This window comes from Mesorhizobium album (assembly GCF_033977205.1).
In the GTDB taxonomy this organism is placed as follows: Bacteria; Pseudomonadota; Alphaproteobacteria; order Rhizobiales; family Rhizobiaceae; genus Mesorhizobium; species Mesorhizobium album.
Window position 1 is genome coordinate 72,922 of the sequence record NZ_JAVIIW010000028.1, and the last position, 19,746, is coordinate 92,667.

The following is a 19,746-nucleotide window of genomic DNA, read 5'->3' on the forward strand; positions in this document are numbered from 1 at the left end:
AATGCGACGCTAACCGCCCGTCTTGCCAAGTTGTGCATTCGCCGCCAGCGCCGACACATGCTTGTCCTCAGGCTGTCTGTCGTCGGGCCGCACCGAGAACTCCACCAGCACCGGCAGATGATCCGAGCCGGTGTCTTCCAGCCGCGTCGCCGAATGGATCGTCACGCCGCCCTTGCTGAACACCTGGTCGATCGGCAGGCCTGCATAGCGCCGTAGGAAGTCGGGCAATTTCCTGTAGATCCAGGTCGATCCCGCCGACGGCATCACGGACAGCCCGCCGAGCGCGGCGACGCGCCTTACCGCCGCGCTCCACGGCACGGCGTTGCAATCGCCGGCCATGATCGCGGTTTCGCCGAGGGCGGCAAGCGGCGCCGCCAGCTCGCCTATCTGCCAGGACTGCTCGCGCGGCCAGGGCCAGCTCAAATGGATCGCGGCGACGTCGACGCCGGTGCCGCCGAAATCGATCGTTGCGGTCGCCATCGCGCCACGCGGCTCGCAATGCGGCGCGGTGCCGGCGGCAAAGGGCCGCCGCGACAGCAGCGCGACGCCGAATATGCCATTGGGATAGGCGCAAAGGATGCGGTACGGATAGGCGCTGGTGATATAGCCGAGCTCTCTCGCCCACATCCCCGACACCTCGTCGAGGGTGATCACATCGGGATTGGTGCGGCCGATCAGCGACAGCACCTTCTTCGGCGTCGGATTGTTGAAGCGGAGGTTCATCTGCAGCAGGCTGTAGGCGATCCGATCGGCCGGCCTTGCGACCGCCGGCTGCGGCCACAGCCTGGGCAGGGCGCTCGCCGTCGTGACGAGGCAGGCGACGGCGAAGAGCAGTGCTGCCGCCGCCTGCAGCCGGTACGAACTGGCAAGCAGCGGCAGGGCCAGCAGTGCCGTCAAGATGCTAAGATGAATGCGGAAATGCGAGAAGGAATCGAGTGCCGGATGCAGCGCGCCGAAGAACCCGGCCAGCAGCGCGGCCGAGAGTGCCGTCATCGCCAGGAATGCCACCCCAGCCGTCATATTCGAGCGCGCGCCGCCTGTTGTCATCTTGCTCTTGGTCTGCCGAATGCCGCCGGCAATCTGTTCGGCCTGCTTATCGGCCAAATTGCGGCCTGAGCAGGTGACGGATTGCCTCTGCTATTGGAAGGCTGTCTCGGAGAAGCTTCTGAGCTTGCGCGAATGCAGCCGCTCCATCGGCATTTCGGCCAGCTTCTCCATCGCCCTGATGCCGATGGTGAGATGCTGTGCCACCTGCCGCTTGTAGAACTCCGTCGCCATGCCGGGCAGCTTCAACTCGCCATGCAGCGGCTTGTCTGAGACGCAAAGCAGCGTCCCGTAAGGCACGCGGAAGCGGAAACCGTTGGCGGCGATCGTCGCCGATTCCATGTCGAGCGCGATGGCGCGCGACTGCGACAGGCGCTGCACCGGTCCGCGCTGGTCGCGCAGCTCCCAGTTGCGGTTGTCGATGGTGGCGACGGTGCCGGTGCGCATGATGCGCTTGAGGTCGTATCCCGAAAGCCCCGTCACTTCGGCGACCGCCTCCTGCAGCGCCACCTGGATCTCGGCCAGCGGCGGGATCGGCACCCAGACCGGCAGGTCGTCGTCGAGCACATGGTCTTCGCGCACATAGGCATGCGCCAGCACATAATCGCCCAGCGCCTGCGTGTTGCGCAGGCCGGCGCAGTGGCCGAGCATCACCCAGGCATGCGGCCGCAGCACCGCAATATGGTCGGTGATGGTCTTGGCGTTGGACGGGCCGACGCCGATATTGACCATGCTGATGCCGCCATGGCCGGGCTTCTTCAGGTGATAGGCCGGCATCTGCGGCAGACGCTGCGGAGGCGTGCCTTCGCTCGGCGTGCTGGCTCCGGGCATTGTCACCACATTGCCTGGTTCAACGAATTCGCTGTAGCCGCCACCGCCGCTCGCCATCAGGTCGCGGGCCCGCGCCACGAACTCGTCGATATAGAACTGGTAGTTGGTGAACAGCACGAAATTCTGGAAATGCTGCGGACTGGTCGCCGTGTAGTGCGTCATTCGGTGCAGCGAATAGTCGATGCGCTGCGCGGTGAACGGCGCCAGCGGCCTCGGCTCGCCATACGCCACCTCGAAGGTGCCGTTGGCGATCTGGTCGTCGGTGCCGTCGAGGTCCGGCACGTCGAACAGATCGCGGATCGGCCGCTTGATGCGTTCGGCGGCGGCGCCGTCGACATAGGTGCCTTCCAGGAAGGCGAAATGCAGTGGGATTGGCGTTGTCGATTCCGACACCGTGACCTGGACGCCGTGATTGCGCATGATGAGCCGAAGCTGCTCGACGAGATAGTTCTCGAACAGCTGCGGCTGGGTGATGGTGGTGGCGAAATGCCCGGGCGTCGGCATATGGCCGTAGGCCTGACGCGAGTCGATCTGGGTGAACGAGGTCGTGGTGACGCCGATCTGCGGATAGAAGGCCCGGTAGCGCTTGCTCTCGTCGTCCCCGGCGGCGATTTTGGCGAAGGAATCGCGCAGGAACTTGGTGTTGCGGTCGTAGAGCGCCTCGAGCGCCGCGACCGCCTTTCTGGCGTCGCCGAAACTCTGTCTGCCGAACGGCTCCGGCATGACGACCGATTCGATGGCTTGGGGGTAGATTCGCTTTTCCATGGCCCAATATAGGGATTTGGAGAAGCGCTTGGGAGGGGGAGGCGGGCCAGAAGCCGGGCCCGCGAGGAATTTTTCTTCGACCGTGTCAGCCGCGCTGCAGGCTGACCAGCAGCACGAAGCCGACGCCTGTCTTCTTCGGCGCTGGAGCCTCGATGATCGAACCCGTGTGAGTGCGCATCATCGGAACTGCCAGCACCGGGGCGGCAAGCAGCATCAGGATGAGCATCGCCCGCGGCAGCAGCCGAAGGGTCTTGAGGGCAGTGGCGGTGACGCGGTTCATGGTGGTCGTTCCCCTTTCGAGCATGGGTCGTTTCAGCGCTTGAAATGGTTCATGCGCCCAGCCGGCAGGTGTTGGCCGCGTCCCATGAGCGGGCCGGGCGGCCGGCTTCCGCCACGAGAATGGCAAAGAGCATGCCGAAGAGGCTCATCAGCAGGCAGACGATGGTGAAGCGGCGGGCAAGCATTGGTCTTCTCCTTCAATGGCAAGGAGAATGCCTGAATGCCTCTGAACCGGTTCTGAGACCGGTATTCATCTACCGTTCAAATTGGTTGATACGATCCTGATCAGGCCACACCGCGGTGGCCGACAGAGCGCTTCGAAACGGCGCTCAAAAAAGAAAAACGGGGCACCTGGCCCCGTTTCACATGACCATTCGAGCGGCTCTCAGAGCTTGTGCCAGGTCTGGCTCTTGCAGATCAGCCCGCCCAGCACGCAGCCGCTCATCTTGAGCGAAGCGCCGGATAGCGTCGCCTTGCCGGAATAGGTCTTGTCGGTTTCCGGGTCGGTTATGGTGCCGGTGTACTTATTGTCGCCGGCCGCCTTGAATGAGCCGATGGTCTTGCCGGCATATTTGCCGGACTTGAGCGTGATCGAGAATGAGTCGCTGCCGGCGATCGCCGCGGTCGAGCCGGCCTGCGTCTTCCAATTGCCTTCGATCGGGTCGGCCCATGCGGCACCCGCAATCATCAAGGTGGCCGCCAGGGCCAGGCTCATTTTTCGAAACATGTTGTCCTCCCTTCAGAATTCAGGCGGGGCTCGTTCCGCCTCTCTGTCCCTTACGCGAAGGTAAAGCTAATCCAGCCGCCGCCAAAACGAAAGCAGTGCCGCCACGGAAGGGTGTAAGGATTTTGGCCGCGCGGCGACTGAAAATGAACGGAAGCGGAAAACGGCTTCGGTTTCCGTGGTTAGTGAAGTCTTGATTCGGACGCCCGAAATTTTCGTCGAATTTAATGCAAAAAGGCGGAATTGCTGGGTTCCTATGCTTAACAGTTTTGCGCGTTTACCTCTTGTTTTAGCTTTGTTTTCCTCAAATTAAGCAAGTCATTTAACGACGGATTCAAGGCCAGGCTTCATCCTCGAAAGCATCGAAAGAGCGGCCCGCCCCAAGGGACAACTGGGACAGAAGGAGGCAGCTCTCGGGAGCCAGACAGGGGATTGAGATGGCACGTTTTGAAATGCTTGAAGCCGGCTTCGGCGCCATGGGGGCAACTGCCCAGGCCGACATTCTTTTCGAACTGGGCATGATGTATGCGACCGGCCGCGATTGTGAGACCGACGTTGTTGCCGCCCACAAATGGCTCAACATCGCCGCGATCAAGGGCTCGGCCCGCGCCGCGGAGCTGCGCTCGGAACTGTCGGCCACGATGTCGAAGGCCGATATCGCCAAGGCGCTGCGCGAAGCGCGCGAATGGATGACGATACACTGATCGTCTTCGGGCTGGAGCTTAACCAGCCCTTCTGGAACAAGGCCGCGGCAAGACGGCCGATTAGTAAGACCAAGAACGCGGCAGGCAGACCTGCCAAAGCCGCGCACCAGACCATGATCCCGAAAAGTGGAAAAGATCCTGGTCCAACTACAAACAGGGAAGCGAGCGGGTTCAGGTGCGCGGGGGCGCCGGAGAAGCTCGATTGCAAAAGCTGCGACTGGCCGGGACAAGGCCGGCGCGGCTTTTGCATTTTGCGCATTTCCCCAGTGGCAGGCGTATGGCGGCTTGGCCCAAGAAATCCTCGCCGAAATGAACCAAAGCGGTATGTATTGTCCTCTCGACAGTTCCGGCGAAGGGTGGAATTGTCCCGGCTCTCAGGAACAAGCGTGGCCGGCACGGCCGCGCGCAAGTGGAGGAGTTCTTATTGCCATGAAAAGATTGGGTATTTTGAGCGCGGCCGCATTGGGCCTGATGATGGGCGCATCGGTCGCTTTCGCCGACGACATCACCATCTCGGTGGTCGGCCCGATGACTGGGCAGCTCGCAACGATCGGTGACCAGTTCAAGCAGGGCGCGCAGGCTGCCGCCGACGCCATCAACGCGGCGGGCGGCGTCAACGGCGCCAAGATCAAACTCGACATCGAGGACGACCAGTGCGATCCGAAGCAGGCGGTGTCGGTCGCCAACCGCATCGTCGCCAACGGCGTCAAGTTCGTCGACGGCCATGCCTGCTCGGGTTCGAGCATTCCGGCTTCCGCCGTCTATGCCGAATCCGGCACGCTGATGATGAGCCCGGCCTCGTCCAACCCGGCGCTGACCGACGCCGCGGCCAAGTCCGGTTGGCCGACGATCATGCGCCTCTACACGCGTGACGACGCGCAGGGCGCCTTCATTGGCCCGTGGATCGCCAAGAAATACGCCGGCAAGAACGTCGTCGTCCTGCACGACAAGAGCGCCTACGGTCAGGGCGTTGCCGATGTGGTCAAGGCGACGATGAACGCCGGTGGTCTGAAGGAAGTCGACTATGAAGGCATCAACGCCGGCGAGAAGGATTATTCGGCTCTGGTCACCAAGCTCAAGGCGCTCAAGGCCGATGTCGTCTATTTCGGCGGCTATCACCCCGAGGCCGGCCTCATCCTGCGCCAGGCTGCCGAGCAGAACGTCAAGTTCCAGCTGATCATGCCGGACTCGATTGCCACGCCGGAATTCTGGCAGGTCGCCGGCCCGGCCGGTGAAGGCACCATGTTCGTCTTCCCGTCGGATCCGCAGGCGAAGCCGGAAGCCAAGGACGCAGTGGCCAAGATCAAGGCCGGCGGCTTCACCCCGGAAGGCTTCACGCTGTTCTCCTATGCCGTGATCCAGGCGGTTGCCGAAGGCATCAAGCGCGCCGGCACCGACGATCCGGGCAAGGTCGCCGAAGCTCTGAAGGACGGCAAGCCGATCAGCACCGTCGTCGGCGACGTCATCTTCGACGAGAAGGGCGACCTGAAGAACGCCAGCTACGACATCAACCAGTGGCACGACGGCAAATACGCGCCGATCAAGCCGTAATCGGTTCTGTAGATCGATTGGAAATGGCCGGGTTTGTCCCGGCCATTTTCGTTCGCCTGACCTGTGGCTACACTTGAAATGCGCCTTGAGGGAATCGGGAATGGCGAAGGATGATCGCACCAAGATAATTCCCAGGCGAACGCCTGAATCGGCGGCGATGACGGCAAACCTCAAGAGAGCGATGGCAATCACTGCCAAGCTCAACCTTTTGACGTTCAACGACGCCGATGAGGTGCGAGCCTTGTTCAGCGAGCTCATCGGCAGAAAGGTGGACGACAGCTTCTTGCTGATACCGCCATTCTTTACAACCGGCGGACGGGACGTCCGTGTTGGCCGCAATGTCTTCGTAAATCAGAATTGTACTTTCTATGATCTTGGCGGCATCGACATCGCCGATGATGTGATGATCGGGCCGAATGTGAGTATCATTACCTCCGGCCATCCTATCGAACCGTCCCAACGGCGCGCCTTCGTAATCGCAAAGCCCATCGTGATTGAGAGAAACGTCTGGATTGCAGCCAATGTCACCATCATCGGGGGCGTGACTGTGGGCGAGTACTCGGTCGTCGCGGCAGGTTCGGTAATCACCAAGGACGTTCCGCCGAATACCCTTGTCGGAGGAAATCCGGCGCGTGTCATTCGTTCGATTGCCGATTGAAGGAGGTCCGTCGAGGCCGGCGCGGCCGAAAGCCACCTCAGCTCCGGTTGTCTTCCGCGAACCGCACCAGCACCGTGCCGTCGCTCACCTGCGCGCCCTCGGCCGCGATCTCGGCGATCACCCCGTCATGCGGGGCGGCTATGCTGTGCTCCATCTTCATCGCCTCGAGGATCAGGAGCGGCTGGCCCTTGATCACCGCATCGCCGGCTGCTGCGCGCACCAGCTTGACCAGCCCCGGCATCGGCGCGCGCAGGCTGCCCGAGGCCGCCGCTGCCTCATCCGCCTTGGCGAGCGGATCCGGAACCGCGAAAGTATAGCCGACAGCGCCTTCGAACACGGTGACGTGGCCCGGCCAGCGGGCGGTGCGCGGCATGTTCCTGAGGTCGTGCGCGTTGATCGCGTCATGCGGCGCTTCCAACGCCACCTGGAAGCGGCCGTCAGGCCGCGCCGAGACGCGCGCGAGGATGTTCTCCTCGCCGTAGCGCAGGCGGGTGCGCCGCGAGAGCGTATGGAAATGCGCATAGCCGGCAAGCGAGGACCACGGATCGGCGGCCGGGCCCGGCGCGCCTGCATCGGTCGCCGCCAGCGCCGCCGCGGCGATTGTCTCATCGCTCGGCGCGGGCAGGGCGACCAACTCTTCCTGATGGCGCCCGATCAGGCCGGTGTCGACATCGCCCGCCGCGAAATCGGCGTCGGCCGCGAGCGCCGCGAGGAAGGCGGTGTTGACCGTGGAGCCTGCGATCTCGGTCCGGGCGAGGGCATCGCGCAGTGTCGCCAGCGCGGCGGCTCTGTCCTTGGCCCGCAACACCAGCTTGGCGATCATCGGATCGTAGAAGGGCGAGATCGCATCGCCGGCCCGCACGCCGGTCTCTATGCGCATTGCGGCACCCTCGGGTGCCTCGTCCGGGAATTTGAGATGATGCAGCGTGCCGGTCGCCGGCAGGAAGCCTTTGGTGGCGTCCTCGGCATAGATGCGCGCCTCGAGAGCATGACCGGCCAGCGCGATCTCCGTTTGCGTCTTTGGCAGCTTCTCGCCGGCCGCTACGCGAAGCTGCCACTCGACCAGATCGACGCCGGTGACCATCTCGGTGACGGGATGCTCGACCTGGAGGCGCGTGTTCATTTCCATGAACCAGAAGCGGTCGGCCTTCAGCCCTTGCGAGGCGTCGACGATGAACTCGATCGTGCCGGCGCCGGAATAGTTTATGGCCTTGGCAGCCTTCACCGCCGCTTCCGTCATCGCCTTGCGCAGCGCCGGCGTCATGCCGGGGGCGGGCGCTTCCTCGATCACCTTCTGGTGACGGCGCTGCGCCGAGCAGTCGCGTTCGTAAAGATGCACGGCATTGCCGAAATTGTCGCCGAACACCTGAACCTCGATGTGGCGCGGCTTGTCGATGTATTTCTCCACCAGCACGCGGTCGTCGCCGAAGGCGGCCTTGGCCTCGCGCCGCGCACCGGAGAGCGCTTCGGAGAAATCGTCCGGGTGATCGACGCGCCGCATGCCCTTGCCACCGCCGCCGGCGCGCGCCTTGATCAGAACGGGGTAACCGATCTCGCGCGCCTTGGAGGCGAGCAGCACGATCTCCTGCGCCTCGCCGTGATAGCCGGGGACCACCGGCACGCCGGCCTTTTCCATCAGCCGCTTGGCGGCGTCCTTCAATCCCATGGCGCGGATCGAGGCAGCGGACGGCCCGATGAAGACCAGCCCGGCCGCCGTGACCTGGTCGACGAAGTCGGGGTTTTCCGAAAGGAAGCCGTAGCCGGGATGGATCGCTTCCGCACCGGTGGCGAGCGCCGCTGCAATGATCTTGTCGGCGCGTAGATAGCTTTCGCCGACGGGCGAGGGGCCGATACGCACCGCCTCGTCGGCCATCTCGACATGCAGGGCGCGCGCATCGGCGTCCGAATAGACGGCGACCGTGCGCACACTTAGCTTGCGGGCCGTGCGAATGACACGGCAGGCGATCTCGCCGCGATTGGCGATCAGGATCTTGCCGAACATGGAGCCTCCGCAGCCCGAGTATGCTTCGCGTTAAGGGGGGCGCTGTCCCGCCAGTGTGTCCGGGCAAAGATTCGTCCAACATCATGGACCTCTCCCTTACCAAGGGAGTGCTCTACCGAGGTCGTCGCTTGAGCAGTCTTTTTGGTCATCAAGGTCAGCTTTCCCCAATGGCAGCAACGGCCCGCCGATATAGCTCCGCCGTCGCTTCATCGAAGCAGCAGAAAGTAACGACTTCCGGCATCTTATTTTGCCGCAGGAAGTCGCTTACGATAGCAACGGCGATTTCGGTCGCTTCGTCCTTCGGAAAGCGGTAGATGCCGGTCGAGATCGCCGGGAAGGCGATCGTCCGGCAATCTTGGTCGTGGGCGATTTCGAGCGAGCGCCGATAGCAGGAGGCGAGCAGTTCCGCCTCGCCCTTGCCGCCGCCGTGCCAGACCGGCCCGACGGTGTGGATGACGTAGCGCGCCGGCAGGCGATAGCCCTTGGTCAGCTTGGCATCGCCTGTCCTGCGGCCATTGAGCGTCCGGCATTCGGCGACCAGCTCCGGTCCTGCAGCGCGGTGGATGGCGCCGTCGACACCACCGCCGCCGAGCAGCGAGGAATTGGCGGCATTGACGATGGCGTCGACCGCAAGCTTGGTGATGTCGCCGATGTGAATGCGGATCCTGTCGCCGAGAGCACTCATCGTCACATCCTGAACACGCCGAACTTCGTCTCTTCGATTCCCGCATTGAGCGCCGCCGAGAGGCTGAGCGCCAGCACCTCGCGCGTCTTGGCCGGATTGATGATGCCGTCGTCCCAGAGCCTTGCCGAGGAATAGAGCGGGTGGCCTTCATGCTCGTATTTCATCAGGATCGGCTTCCTGAACTTCGCTTCCTCCTCGGCGCTCCATTGCCCGCCCTTGCGCTCGATGCCTTCGCGCTTGACCATGGCGAGCACCGTCGCTGCCTGCTCGCCGCCCATCACCGAGATGCGCGCATTCGGCCACATCCACAGGAAGCGGGGCGAATAGGCGCGGCCGCACATGCCGTAATTACCGGCGCCGAAGGAGCCGCCGATGATGACGGTGAGCTTGGGCACGCGCGCCGTGGCGACCGCCATGACCAGCTTGGCGCCGTCCTTGGCGATGCCGCCTGCCTCATATTTTCGCCCGACCATGAAGCCGGTGATGTTCTGCAGGAAGATCAGCGGAATGCCGCGCTGGCAGCAGAGCTCGATGAAATGCGCGCCCTTCAGCGCGCTTTCCGAGAACAGCACACCGTTGTTCCCGAGGATGCCGACCGGCATGCCGTGCAGATGGGCAAAGCCGGTCACCAAGGTCGTGCCGTAATTCTGTTTGAACTCGTCGAACTCGGAACCGTCGACGAGACGCGCGATCACCTCGCGCACGTCATAGGGCTGGCGCAAATCTGTCGGCACGATGCCGTAAAGTTCATGCGGGTCGTGAAGCGGCGCTACAGGTTTCTGCAGATTGAGGCTTACAGCCTTGTTCCGATTCAGGTTCTTGATGATGCGCCGGCAAATGGCCAGCGCGTGCTCGTCGTCCATGGCGTAGTGGTCGGCGACGCCGGAGAGCCTGGTGTGGACGTCGGCGCCGCCGAGTTCCTCGGCGCTGACATCCTCGCCGGTGGCGGCCTTCACCAAGGGCGGGCCGCCGAGGAATATGGTCGCCTGGTTACGCACCATGATCGTCTCGTCCGACATCGCCGGCACATAGGCGCCGCCCGCCGTGCAGGAGCCCATGACGCAGGCGACCTGCGGGATACTGGCGGCCGACATGTTGGCCTGGTTGTAGAAGATGCGGCCGAAATGCTCGCGATCGGGAAACACCTCGTCCTGATTGGGCAGATTGGCGCCGCCGCTGTCGACCAGATAAACGCAAGGCAGGTTGTTCTGCAGCGCGATCTCCTGCGCGCGCAGATGCTTCTTCACCGTTACCGGGTAATAGGTGCCGCCCTTCACCGTCGCGTCGTTGACGACGACCATGACCTCGGTGCCTTCGACGCGGCCGATGCCGGTGATGATGCCGGCCGCGGGAATGTCCTCGCCATACATCGACCATGCGGCGAACTGGCCGATCTCGAGGAAGGGCGAGCCGGTGTCGAGCAGTTGCGCCAGCCGCTCGCGCGGCAACAGCTTGCCGCGGCCCTGGTGGCGCTCACGCGCCTCGTCCGAGCCTCCGCGCTCGATGCCGGCCGCCTTCTCGGCGATATCCTCGACCAGCGCCCGCATGCGCTCGGCATTGGCGCGGAAGGTGTCGGAGGCGGGGGAGATCTGGGTTTGCAGTGTGGCCACGTTGTTCCTCACACCTCTTGATGCCGCAACGGAACCAGTGTAACAGCCCGCACCCGGATGCCGCGTGCCAAGCGTGGCATCTTTTGTACGAGTGACACCCTCAGGAGGCGACGATGAAAGGCATGCCAATGCATTTCACCAGATGTCTCCCTTCGGCCATGGCCTGACGCCGCCGAAGGGCGGCTTTTCGTGTCCCGAATTTGAGCAAAAGGAACACGGCGCCTGCAAGCGCTGTGGGTGTCACTATGTATGTGCGGTTTGTAACGCCGCTGATCCATCCGAAGAGCCGGGTGGAGACCGGCTTTTTCCATGCGTCCTGGTACTTGCACCAGAACGGATGCCAAGATTGGATTCATGGTGAGCTGCAGAACCAGTTCGACTGGTTCGATAAGCATTTGCCCATTCCTGCCCGAGTTGGCCGGTATTTCAAGCGCCGTAACCCGATCTGGGGCATCTGCTGGTTCCACCCGGACGCCAAGGAAGCGATCAGCCGTGCTCGCTATTGCGCCTGGCTCATCGAGGAAGGCGGCTTGCCCGTGCGTTCGATCAGGTCGGCTCGCCAGCGCGAGGTGCTGTGGCGCGATGCACACCAGATCGTCGCCAAGCCAACCGACGACCTGCTCAAGGCGTTCGGCTGAGGTGGCGTATGGAGGCATCACACTCCCTCCGCCATGATCTCGCGCCCGATCAGCCAGCGGCGGATCTCGCTTGTGCCGGCGCCGATCTCGTAGAGCTTGGCGTCGCGCAGAAGCCGCCCGGTCGGATAGTCGTTGATATAGCCGTTGCCGCCGAGAAGCTGGATCGCATCGAGCGCCATCTGCGTCGCCTTCTCGGCGGCGAACAGCACGCAGCCGGCGGCATCCTTGCGGGTCGTCTCGCCGCGGTCGCAGGCGGCGGCTACCGCATAGACATAGGCGCGCGCGGCGTTCATGGTCGCGTACATATCGGCGAGCTTGCCTTGCACCAGCTGAAAACTGCCGATCGGCTGGCCGAACTGCTTGCGCTCATGCACGTAAGGCACGGCCACGTCGAGGCAGGCCGCCATCAGCCCGATCGGCCCGCCGGAGAGCACCGCGCGCTCATAGTCGAGGCCGGACATCAGCACTTCCACGCCGCGCCCTTCCTCGTGCAGCACGTTCTCGAATGGCACTTCGACATTCTCGAAAACCAGCTCGCCGGTGTTGGAGCCGCGCATGCCGAGCTTGTCGAGCTTCTGCGCCACCGAAAACCCGGCAAAGGTCTTCTCGATGATGAAGGCGGTGATGCCGCGCGAATGGCGCTCCGGATCGGTCTTTGCATAAACGACCAGCGTCTCGGCGTCCGGGCCGTTGGTGATCCACATTTTCGAGCCGTTGAGTACATAGCGGTCGTTGCGCTTGTCGGCGCGCAGCCTGAGCGACACGACATCCGAGCCGGCGCCGGTCTCCGACATCGCCAGCGCGCCGACCTTCTCGCCGCTGCAAAGCGGCGGCAGGTATTTCTCCTTCTGCGCCGGCGTCGCCCAGCGGTTGATCTGGTTGACGCACAGATTGGAATGCGCGCCGTAGGAAAGGCCGACCGAGGCGGAAGCGCGCGAAATCTCCTCCATCGCCACGACATGCGCGAGATAGCCCATGCCGCTGCCGCCGAACTCCGGATCGGCGGTGATGCCGAGCAGGCCGAGCGCGCCGAGTTCGCCCCACAGATGCGCCGGGAATTCGTTGGAGCGGTCGATCTCGGCCGCGATCGGCGCGATCCTATCCTGGGCGAAGCGCCGCACCGTGTCGCGCAGCGCCTCGATATCGGCATCGAGCCCGAAGTTCAGCGTATTGGTGTACATGGACTTCCTCCCTGCGCATGACCCCAAAATTGGCTTCGATTCCGGAAGGGATCACGCGCCATTCAAAGTGCGACAGCGTCCATTGCGCGTGGACGCGCGGCGTCGTAGGCGTCGATCTTCGCGCCGACGAGCCGCATTGTCATGGAAAGATATGTGGTGGTGACTTCGGCGATCGACAGCCGCTCGCCCGGCCGGAACCAGACGATTACGCCGGTCATCATCTGGATCAGCGCCATGGCGGTGAGCCCGACATCGTCGATCTCGAAGACGCCGGCCTCCGCGCCGTCGCGCAGGATCGCGCGCAGTTCCTTCTCATAGGCCGCGCGCAGCTTGAGGATCCGCGTCAGCCGCTCATGCGAGAGGCTGCGCAGTTCCATGTTGGAGACATGGGTGGCGTGGCGCCGCTCGATGTGGAAGGCGATATGGTTCTCGACATAGGCGGCGAGCCGCGCCGCGGGGTCGGCAGTGGCCGGGCGCGCCGCGTTCCAGGCTTCGAGCAGGCCTTCCATGTGCTCGCGCATCAGCGTGAACAAAAGGTCTTCCTTGGTCGGGAAATAGCGGTAGAGCGCGGCGGCCTGCACGCCGACTTCCGCCGCCAGCTGGCGCATCGACATCGCCTCGTAGCCGAGCCGCGCGATGAGATTCACCGCCGCCTCGCGGACGGCCGCCTCGGTCTTTCCTCCGTCGGAGCCTGTGGTGCGCGCCATGGGTGCCTCGCTGCGAGAGATAATAAAACGAACGTTCAATTAATTCAAGCGTAGAAACTGCCAATCTCCCCCTTGTGGGGAGATGCCCGGCAGGGCAGAGGGGGGCGTTGTCCCGCCGGCCTTAGATATCGCTGCTAGTTTTTGTCGGCGTCCGAAGGATTGGCTGGACGCAAGTGATCCTTCGCGCCCGCCTCTGTCCTGCCGGCCATCTCCTCCATTTGGGCCCACTTTGGGGGAGATTGCTTGTCTTTCGCCGCTTTCGCCAATTACACAACGATCCGGAAATCGGCAGGCGCCTGGTCATGCGCCATCTCCTCGACCTCGACCGCCGAGACCAGCGCCCCTCGCGGCCCTTGCCAAAGCCGCTCGATCATGGCGTCGACCGCGGCATCGGCGCCGGCGACGAGCGCCGTGACCGAGCCGTCGGGCTCGTTGCGCACCCAGCCCGTCACGCCCAGACGAATGGCCTCGCTGCGTGTCCACATCCGGTAGCTCACGCCTTGCACTGTGCCCAAAATGCGTGCTCGCACGGCTCTTTTCCGGCCGGTCATCGCTGTCTCCATCCCTCAAGACGAATCTGGCGCGGGAGAGGGCAAATGCAACGATGAAGATTGGCGAAAGCAAAGGTGACAGCCAATCTCCCCCCAAGTGGGGGAGATGCCCGGCAGGGCAGAGGGGGGCGCTGTCCCGCCAGCGCCTCAAAGGCAAACTTCCGCCACGAGAGTTCCCAGTACCCATCGAAGGCTGACGACACGAACGCCGCGTTCCTTCGCGCCCCCTCTGTCCTGCCGGACATCTCCCCCACAAGGGGGGAGATTGGCATCTTCGACGCGCCGCTAATTACGCGCCGCCGCCAGCGCGCCCGGCAGTTCCTCGGCGAAGATGTCGAGTTCGTGGTCGAGGCCGACGCTGACCCTGATGCAGCGGTCGAGCACGGGCGCCATGGGCTTGCGGATGAAGACATCGCGCGCGAGCAGCGCCTGCATCACCTTCAGCGCGAAGGCGCCGTCGCGGCCGCAATCGATGGTGACGAAATTGGTGGCCGAGGGCAGCGGCTTCAGGCCGTTCTCTTCGGCAATCGCCGCAATGCGCCGCCGCCCGGCGTCGACCCGCGCCACCACCGAATTCAGATAGTCCTGGTCGGCAAGCGCCTCGAGGCCGGCGATCTGCGCCATGCGGCTGACGCCATAGTGGTTGCGGATCTTCTCGAAGTCGCGGATCACTTCAGCCTCGGCCACCGCGTAGCCGCAGCGAATGCCGGCAAGTCCATAGGCCTTGGAGAAGGTGCGCATGCGCACCACATTCGGACGCGCAACATCGATCGGCGGCAGCGCCGAGGCGGGCCCCAGCTCGCCATAGGCCTCGTCCAGCACCAGCATGGTAGTTTCCGGCAGCGCCTCGATGAAGCGGGTGACGTCCGGCGCTTCCCACCAGCTTCCCATCGGATTGTCCGGGTTGGAGAGATAGACGAGCGGCGCCTTTTCGCGGCGAACCGCAGCCAGAAGCCCCTCCAGGTCTTCCTTGTCGTTGGCGTAAGGCACGGTCACCAGCCGGCCTCCGACGCCGGCGATGTGGAAGTTGAAGGTAGGATAGGCGCCGAGCGAAGTCACCACCGGATCGCCCGGCCCGACATACATGCGCGCCACCAGACCGAGCAGCCCGTCAATTCCTTCACCGACGACCACGTTCTCGACGCCGACATTGTGATGCGCGGCCGCCGCGACCTTCAGGTCGAAATTGTCGGGGTCGCAATACATCCACTGATCGCGCGCCACGCTCTCCATGCGGGCGATCACGCGGGGCGAAGGCCCAAAGCTGCTCTCATTGGCGCCGATGCGAGCGCGAAAAGGCCGCCCGCGCCCGCGCTCCTGCGCCTCCGGCCCGACGAACGGCACCGTGGTCGGAAGCGCGCCGATGATCGGCGTAAGGGGAGGGCGCTGGCGCATGGCAAAAGGCTCGGTTGAGAAGGGCCTTCTTGCTAGCGCGGGCGAGGGGTGGGTGCAAGTTGCGGAAGAGCGTTCAAGACTGGATTCTCCGGGCTCGTTTTGCTAGCGAGACAGGATGAGCAACCGATTGCCGCCCGCCTGGGCAAAGCACCTCAAAACCAAACCCTCGGCTAAGGCGGTATCGCCGAGAGCTGTGCAACCCAAAGCACCACCGAAGGCCGGTCCGACTCGCAGTCAAGCCGACGACATGCTGTTGAGGCAGGCACTCGAGTTCCAGAAAGCTGAGCGACTTCCTGAGGCAGAGGAACTCTGTCTCAAGGTTCTGGCAAGAACGCCAAACCATCCGCTGGCTTTTTATATTCTGGGAACCCTCGGTCTCGGATACGACGACGAGAAGGCGCTGCGGTATTTTGCTCGTGCGGTCGCGGAAGAGCCGCAGAACCCCTACTACCACCTTAGCCTCGGTGAAACCTATCTGAAGCTCAGCGAATTCACGCCGGCGATCAGGCACTTTCAGCACGCCCTGGACTTGAAGCCGGATCTTGTGGAAGGGCTTTGCGCCTTAGGCAATGCTTACAATGCGTTTGACAAGGGCGAAATGGCGCTGCCGCTCTTCGAGAAGGCGCTGAAGGTCGACCGAGATCATCCTCTCGCCCGGATAGGGTTACCCCAGGCGCTCGCGAGCCTCGGTCGTATGGACGAAGCCGCGGTTCATCTGAAAGAGTCAATCGAACGGCGCATCGCGGTACCGGCCGCCTACAATGCGCTCGTACTCACGCGTAAGTTCGCGGAAGAGCCGCCGGAGCTTGCGGCAATCCTGACGGAGCTCCGAAACCCGGACCATGGACCGGAGGGAGCGGCAGCGCTCCATCACGCGGCCGGAAAGGTTCTCAACGACCTCCGTCGCTACAAGGAGGCGATGGACCACTTCAAGCAAGGGAATCAGGCCAGGGGCCAAAAATTCGACCTGGGAAGCTACCGTCGCTGGGTCGATGCCATGATCGAAATCTTCACGCCCGAACTGGTGGCTTCAATGGCCGCTCATGGCAATCCTTCGGAGGTGCCTGTATTCATCGTCGGCATGCCTCGCTCGGGCACGACGCTGACAGAGCAGATCTGCGCCAGCCATCCTGATGTTCATGGCGCCGGCGAACTCAGCAAGCTTAGACGAATTGCCAATGCGATAGGCCTCAAGGACGGCTCCAAGGCAAGCCTCGGCAAATCGGTCGCGACGATTACTCCGGATCTGAGCAGGGCGCTGGCGGCGGAGCACCTTTCCTATCTCCGCGAGCGGAGTCCCGCTGCGCTTCGAATCGTCGACAAGATGCCTCACAATTTCGAGTTGATCGGCCTGATCGGCATTCTGTTTCCCAACGCGCGCATCATTCACTGTCGCCGCGACGCCATAGACAATTGTATTTCCTGTTTTGTCTTGCAGTTCAGCGAAGCGCATAGCTATAGCGCAGATCTCGAGACACTGGGGCTCTACTACAGGGAATATGATCGCCTGATGCGGCATTGGAGCAAGGTCCTTCCGGGGCGCATCTTCGAAAACCAGTATGAGACACTGATCGAAGACCAGGAAGAGCAGTCGCGCCGTCTCCTAGATCATCTCGGGCTGCCTTGGGATGATGCCTGCCTGCGCTTTTTCGATCGGGATGCTTCGGTAAATACCTATAGCCGCTGGCAGGTTCGCCAGCCGATATACAAGTCGTCCGTCAAGCGTTGGAAGAATTACGAAAGCGAGATACAGCCGTTGATCGAGTCATTGGGCGATCTGGCTGAGGTTTGACAGTAGTTTCCAGGCTATAGCCGGCGTCCTGGGGAAGCCGCGTAGTCAATTCGCGGCTATGGCTCCGCCTGCTTGAAGCTCGGTCAAGAGACCAAAGGCAAAAACTGCGGTCGAGCCTTGTCGACACGCTCTTTCGCTATTGCACAGAAATTCCGACGGGATCGGATCGTGCTTCCGTTGGCAAGATCGCACGCTATGGAGAGCAGCAGTCAGGTCGTCCTTGGGCGTAGCGACGCGAAGCGGAGCGAAGACCCAAGGATCCATGCCATGACCACAGCCGAAGAATGCAGCGGAGCAGATTCTGCGCCGCTGGGGCGCGTCCAAGTCAGGGCATGGATCCCGGGGTCTGCGCTGCGTCGGTTCGCTCCTTGCTTCGCCCCAGGATGACGAAGCTGTGAGGCTCCGGCTAATTCCGAACGTTTGAAAGGGTTCACCGAAACGAGCCGCTAAATCTGGCCGACATGTCTGCGACCTGTTGGAATTGACTCAGCTTGCATGCGGGTCCCTGCGCAGCGCTGCGACAAGGGCGGATACTCCAACAGAAAAGAAAAAACCCGGCGGTTGCCCGCCGGGTTCCGATTTCGCCGGAGCGAAGTCTATTAGAACGAGCGCTGGAAGCGGAGGAGGCCGCCGACGCTGTTCTTCTTGTCGGCATTGGTCCAGTTCACGTTGGTGAAGCTGGCCGGATCGTTGAAGTGACCATAGTGGTCGTAGTCAACTTCGGCCGTGACCGTGAAGCCGGGAACGATGTCGTAGGCGATGTTCGCAGCCACGCCATAGTTCTTGTCGTCGTCACCCGAAACCTGGAGGTTGAACGAGGTCTTCTCGTTGAACTTGTAGGTACCGCCAGCCCACCAAGCCCAGTTGCCACCCCACTGCTTGTAGAAGCCGCGGCCATGCGCAGGGATGGCGTTCGCCGGATCGTTGAGGTTATCGTCGGTGCCGTAGCCGAACATGCCGAACAGCGAGATCGCGTCAGTGACATTAACGTCAACACGAACCTTGCCAGCGACTTCTTCGTAGTTGGCGTCATAGGCGACGACGCCGGTGATGGCGCCCCAGCCCTGCGTCCACTTCACGCCGCCGACGACATGCGGGACATAGCTGTCGATGGTGCCGATGATGCCCGAGCCTTCTTCGAGCGAGACCACCGCCGAGAAGCCGTTGCCGGCGTCGAAGTAGTACTGCACGACGTTGGTGTCGAAGTCGCCATAGGGAACGATCGTGTCCTGGATCACGTTGCCGGCATAACCGATGAACGTATCGAAGGCCGATTCGTCCTTACCGACGCGGAGACCACCGAGCTGGATCCAGGCGAAGTTCAGCGAAACGCCCTTGAAGCCGGCGGGGTTGCCGGCCGGATGCGCACCGTAGGCGTCAGTGAAGGTCCCCGTGCCGTAGTTGTTGTGGTTGCCGAAGTTGAAGCGGGTCTCGGTGTAGGTCTTCAACGTGCCGAGCTCGGTTTCCTGGCCGGTCCAGGTCTTCAGCGTGAAGCGGGCATTCTTGTACCAGGTGCTGTGAACGTCGCCATTCTGGTGATCAACCGACTTCGCACCGTCGAACGAGCCGACATCGCCGAGGCCGATGTCGTAACGGACATAGCCGCCGATGCGCAGGCAGGTTTCGGTGCCGGGGATGTAGAAGTAGCCCGAGCCGTACACGTCGCAGATCTTGACGTATTCAGCCGGTTCCGGCTCGGCGACGGTCACCGCGTCGGCGGCGCGGGCACCGGAAACTGCGATCAAGGCCGCAGCTGAGCCGAGAAGAAGGCTCTTGATGTTCATTTTCTGACCTCCAGTCAAAAGTTAAAAAACGGGTCTGGGTATTTTTTGCTGAAGGACAGCGTTCCCTGCCCCATCCCCACTTACCGAAAAAGATGCGCACCGCGCCGCTCCTTCGAACCAGACCTTTACCCAGGCAGCGGCGGCGTTCAACCACGATCGTATCGGCAAAAGCCCCATCCGGACGCTATCCCCGGACGTTGTTGCACAAATGACACGATTTGGCCTCAGTCCGAAAGTTCTCATTAACCATTAAGGCCTTGCAGCCGGGCGAATCCGGCGACGAGCGGCCGAAATTGCGGCGCCAGCTCCGAGTCGCCGGGCAGGAATCGCCATGGAATCGCCGCATGGGGCCATGCGCCCTGCCGCCCGTGCCGAATTTTCGCCGATTATGGCGTCGGCTTGTTGATTGTGCACGCGCTTTTCTTTATCCAGCGGCGCGACGGAGAGGTGGCCGAGTGGTCGAAGGCGCTCCCCTGCTAAGGGAGTAGAGGTCAAAAGCTTCTCGTGGGTTCGAATCCCATCCTCTCCGCCATCCTGCTTCGCGCTGTGCGCTTCGCAGGACAGGCCACCTGCCAATCCCTTGCAAAGCCTGGCTCCGAAGTCTCCAGACTTCGTCATTCCAGGGCGAAGCAGGAGCGAAGCTCCGTTGCGAAGACCCTGGGATCCGTGCCGTGAGCTGGGCCGAAAAACGCTGCGGAACAGAATCTTGCACCGTCGCAACGCATTGATGTTACGGCATGGCAACTGTGTTCATGCGAAAGCGGTTTTGTCTCGAATGATGGCGTTGAGGACGACCAGGAGCTTCCTTGCGACGGCGATGATGGCGAGTTTCTTGGAACCCGAGC

18 protein-coding genes and 1 tRNA gene are annotated in these 19,746 nt (G+C 62.8%); 6 read left to right on the plus strand and 13 right to left on the minus strand.

Annotation, left to right across the window (positions count from 1 at the left end; all coding sequences use genetic code 11):
- Positions 1–9 precede the first annotated feature (9 nt).
- The 5 genes from RFN28_RS22380 to RFN28_RS22400 all read right to left on the minus strand — a co-directional run bounded on the left by RFN28_RS22380 (position 10) and on the right by RFN28_RS22400 (position 3,646).
- A complete protein-coding gene (locus tag RFN28_RS22380) occupies positions 10–1,020 on the minus strand; it encodes an endonuclease/exonuclease/phosphatase family protein (RefSeq protein ID WP_320289417.1) in 1,011 nt (336 codons plus the stop codon).
- Positions 1,021–1,137: 117 nt separating this feature from the next.
- Positions 1,138–2,598, minus strand: a complete 1,461-nt coding sequence (locus RFN28_RS22385; protein ID WP_320289397.1) for an AMP nucleosidase — start codon at positions 2,596–2,598, stop codon at positions 1,138–1,140.
- Between the two features lie 127 nt (positions 2,599–2,725).
- Positions 2,726–2,920, minus strand: coding sequence for a hypothetical protein (locus RFN28_RS22390; protein WP_320289398.1), 195 nt, complete (start codon positions 2,918–2,920; stop codon positions 2,726–2,728).
- Between the two features lie 49 nt (positions 2,921–2,969).
- Positions 2,970–3,104 (minus strand): hypothetical protein, encoded by a 135-nt coding sequence (locus RFN28_RS22395; protein WP_320289399.1) that lies wholly within the window; start codon positions 3,102–3,104, stop codon positions 2,970–2,972.
- Between the two features lie 200 nt (positions 3,105–3,304).
- Positions 3,305–3,646 carry a DUF2147 domain-containing protein gene (locus tag RFN28_RS22400; protein ID WP_320289400.1) on the minus strand — a complete coding sequence of 114 codons (342 nt, stop codon included), beginning with the start codon at positions 3,644–3,646 and terminating at the stop codon, positions 3,305–3,307.
- 434 nt (positions 3,647–4,080) lie between these two features.
- On the opposite strand from RFN28_RS22400, the gene RFN28_RS22405 reads away from it, so the two are divergent.
- From RFN28_RS22405 to RFN28_RS22415, 3 genes are all read left to right on the plus strand, one after another.
- On the plus strand, positions 4,081–4,347 hold the full coding sequence (locus RFN28_RS22405) for a sel1 repeat family protein (RefSeq protein WP_320289401.1): 267 nt from the start codon (positions 4,081–4,083) through the stop codon (positions 4,345–4,347).
- Between the two features lie 429 nt (positions 4,348–4,776).
- On the plus strand, positions 4,777–5,898 hold the full coding sequence (locus tag RFN28_RS22410) for an ABC transporter substrate-binding protein (RefSeq protein ID WP_320289402.1): 1,122 nt from the start codon (positions 4,777–4,779) through the stop codon (positions 5,896–5,898).
- A gap of 100 nt (positions 5,899–5,998) precedes the next feature.
- A complete protein-coding gene (locus tag RFN28_RS22415) occupies positions 5,999–6,556 on the plus strand; it encodes a sugar O-acetyltransferase (RefSeq protein WP_320289403.1) in 558 nt (185 codons plus the stop codon).
- A 37-nt stretch (positions 6,557–6,593) separates the two neighbouring features.
- Here RFN28_RS22415 and RFN28_RS22420 read toward each other — a convergent pair whose 3' ends face one another.
- The 3 genes from RFN28_RS22420 to RFN28_RS22430 all read right to left on the minus strand — a co-directional run bounded on the left by RFN28_RS22420 (position 6,594) and on the right by RFN28_RS22430 (position 10,853).
- Positions 6,594–8,558, minus strand: coding sequence for an acetyl/propionyl/methylcrotonyl-CoA carboxylase subunit alpha (locus RFN28_RS22420; protein ID WP_320289404.1), 1,965 nt, complete (start codon positions 8,556–8,558; stop codon positions 6,594–6,596).
- 154 nt (positions 8,559–8,712) lie between these two features.
- The gene (locus tag RFN28_RS22425; protein WP_320289405.1) at positions 8,713–9,243 is read right to left on the minus strand and encodes an O-acetyl-ADP-ribose deacetylase; all 531 of its coding nucleotides are present in this window, start codon (positions 9,241–9,243) and stop codon (positions 8,713–8,715) included.
- Positions 9,244–9,245: 2 nt separating this feature from the next.
- Positions 9,246–10,853, minus strand: coding sequence for a carboxyl transferase domain-containing protein (locus tag RFN28_RS22430; protein WP_320289406.1), 1,608 nt, complete (start codon positions 10,851–10,853; stop codon positions 9,246–9,248).
- Between the two features lie 290 nt (positions 10,854–11,143).
- On the opposite strand from RFN28_RS22430, the gene RFN28_RS22435 reads away from it, so the two are divergent.
- Positions 11,144–11,491 (plus strand): hypothetical protein, encoded by a 348-nt coding sequence (locus RFN28_RS22435; RefSeq protein WP_320289407.1) that lies wholly within the window; start codon positions 11,144–11,146, stop codon positions 11,489–11,491.
- A 17-nt stretch (positions 11,492–11,508) separates the two neighbouring features.
- Here the strand turns inward: RFN28_RS22435 and RFN28_RS22440 are convergent, their stop codons facing one another.
- The 4 genes from RFN28_RS22440 to RFN28_RS22455 form a co-directional block, all read right to left on the minus strand.
- The gene (locus tag RFN28_RS22440; protein ID WP_320289408.1) at positions 11,509–12,672 is read right to left on the minus strand and encodes an isovaleryl-CoA dehydrogenase; all 1,164 of its coding nucleotides are present in this window, start codon (positions 12,670–12,672) and stop codon (positions 11,509–11,511) included.
- Positions 12,673–12,734: 62 nt separating this feature from the next.
- The gene (locus tag RFN28_RS22445; protein WP_320289409.1) at positions 12,735–13,379 is read right to left on the minus strand and encodes a TetR/AcrR family transcriptional regulator; all 645 of its coding nucleotides are present in this window, start codon (positions 13,377–13,379) and stop codon (positions 12,735–12,737) included.
- A 266-nt stretch (positions 13,380–13,645) separates the two neighbouring features.
- Entirely contained in the window at positions 13,646–13,930 is a 285-nt protein-coding gene (locus tag RFN28_RS22450) for an acylphosphatase (RefSeq protein ID WP_320289410.1), read from the minus strand.
- A 285-nt stretch (positions 13,931–14,215) separates the two neighbouring features.
- Complete coding sequence (locus RFN28_RS22455; protein WP_320289411.1) at positions 14,216–15,325, minus strand: pyridoxal phosphate-dependent aminotransferase; 1,110 nt, start codon at positions 15,323–15,325, stop codon at positions 14,216–14,218.
- 115 nt (positions 15,326–15,440) lie between these two features.
- Between RFN28_RS22455 and RFN28_RS22460 the strand changes: the two genes are divergently transcribed.
- A complete protein-coding gene (locus RFN28_RS22460) occupies positions 15,441–17,117 on the plus strand; it encodes a tetratricopeptide repeat-containing sulfotransferase family protein (protein WP_320289412.1) in 1,677 nt (558 codons plus the stop codon).
- A gap of 599 nt (positions 17,118–17,716) precedes the next feature.
- Here the strand turns inward: RFN28_RS22460 and RFN28_RS22465 are convergent.
- Entirely contained in the window at positions 17,717–18,901 is a 1,185-nt protein-coding gene (locus tag RFN28_RS22465; RefSeq protein ID WP_320289413.1) for a porin, read from the minus strand.
- Positions 18,902–19,342: 441 nt separating this feature from the next.
- Here RFN28_RS22465 and RFN28_RS22470 point away from each other — a divergent pair.
- Positions 19,343–19,433 (plus strand) — tRNA-Ser (locus RFN28_RS22470).
- Positions 19,434–19,746 lie beyond the last annotated feature (313 nt).

Bases quoted from the DNA above. Each gene is read 5' to 3' on its own strand.
- RFN28_RS22465 (WP_320289413.1), bottom strand. From the start codon at position 18,901: ATGAACATCAAGAGCCTTCTTCTCGGCTCAGCTGCGGCCTTGATCGCA.
- RFN28_RS22455 (WP_320289411.1), bottom strand. From the start codon at position 15,325: ATGCGCCAGCGCCCTCCCCTTACGCCGATCATCGGCGCGCTTCCGACC.
- RFN28_RS22400 (WP_320289400.1), bottom strand. From the start codon at position 3,646: ATGTTTCGAAAAATGAGCCTGGCCCTGGCGGCCACCTTGATGATTGCG.
- RFN28_RS22425 (WP_320289405.1), bottom strand. From the start codon at position 9,243: ATGAGTGCTCTCGGCGACAGGATCCGCATTCACATCGGCGACATCACC.
- RFN28_RS22415 (WP_320289403.1), top strand. From the start codon at position 5,999: ATGGCGAAGGATGATCGCACCAAGATAATTCCCAGGCGAACGCCTGAA.
- RFN28_RS22410 (WP_320289402.1), top strand. From the start codon at position 4,777: ATGAAAAGATTGGGTATTTTGAGCGCGGCCGCATTGGGCCTGATGATG.
- RFN28_RS22395 (WP_320289399.1), bottom strand. From the start codon at position 3,104: ATGCTTGCCCGCCGCTTCACCATCGTCTGCCTGCTGATGAGCCTCTTC.
- RFN28_RS22380 (WP_320289417.1), bottom strand. From the start codon at position 1,020: ATGACGGCTGGGGTGGCATTCCTGGCGATGACGGCACTCTCGGCCGCG.
- RFN28_RS22390 (WP_320289398.1), bottom strand. From the start codon at position 2,920: ATGAACCGCGTCACCGCCACTGCCCTCAAGACCCTTCGGCTGCTGCCG.
- RFN28_RS22450 (WP_320289410.1), bottom strand. From the start codon at position 13,930: ATGACCGGCCGGAAAAGAGCCGTGCGAGCACGCATTTTGGGCACAGTG.
- RFN28_RS22440 (WP_320289408.1), bottom strand. From the start codon at position 12,672: ATGTACACCAATACGCTGAACTTCGGGCTCGATGCCGATATCGAGGCG.
- RFN28_RS22385 (WP_320289397.1), bottom strand. From the start codon at position 2,598: ATGCCGGAGCCGTTCGGCAGACAGAGTTTCGGCGACGCCAGAAAGGCG.
- RFN28_RS22460 (WP_320289412.1), top strand. From the start codon at position 15,441: ATGAGCAACCGATTGCCGCCCGCCTGGGCAAAGCACCTCAAAACCAAA.
- RFN28_RS22420 (WP_320289404.1), bottom strand. From the start codon at position 8,558: ATGTTCGGCAAGATCCTGATCGCCAATCGCGGCGAGATCGCCTGCCGT.
- RFN28_RS22445 (WP_320289409.1), bottom strand. From the start codon at position 13,379: ATGGCGCGCACCACAGGCTCCGACGGAGGAAAGACCGAGGCGGCCGTC.
- RFN28_RS22405 (WP_320289401.1), top strand. From the start codon at position 4,081: ATGGCACGTTTTGAAATGCTTGAAGCCGGCTTCGGCGCCATGGGGGCA.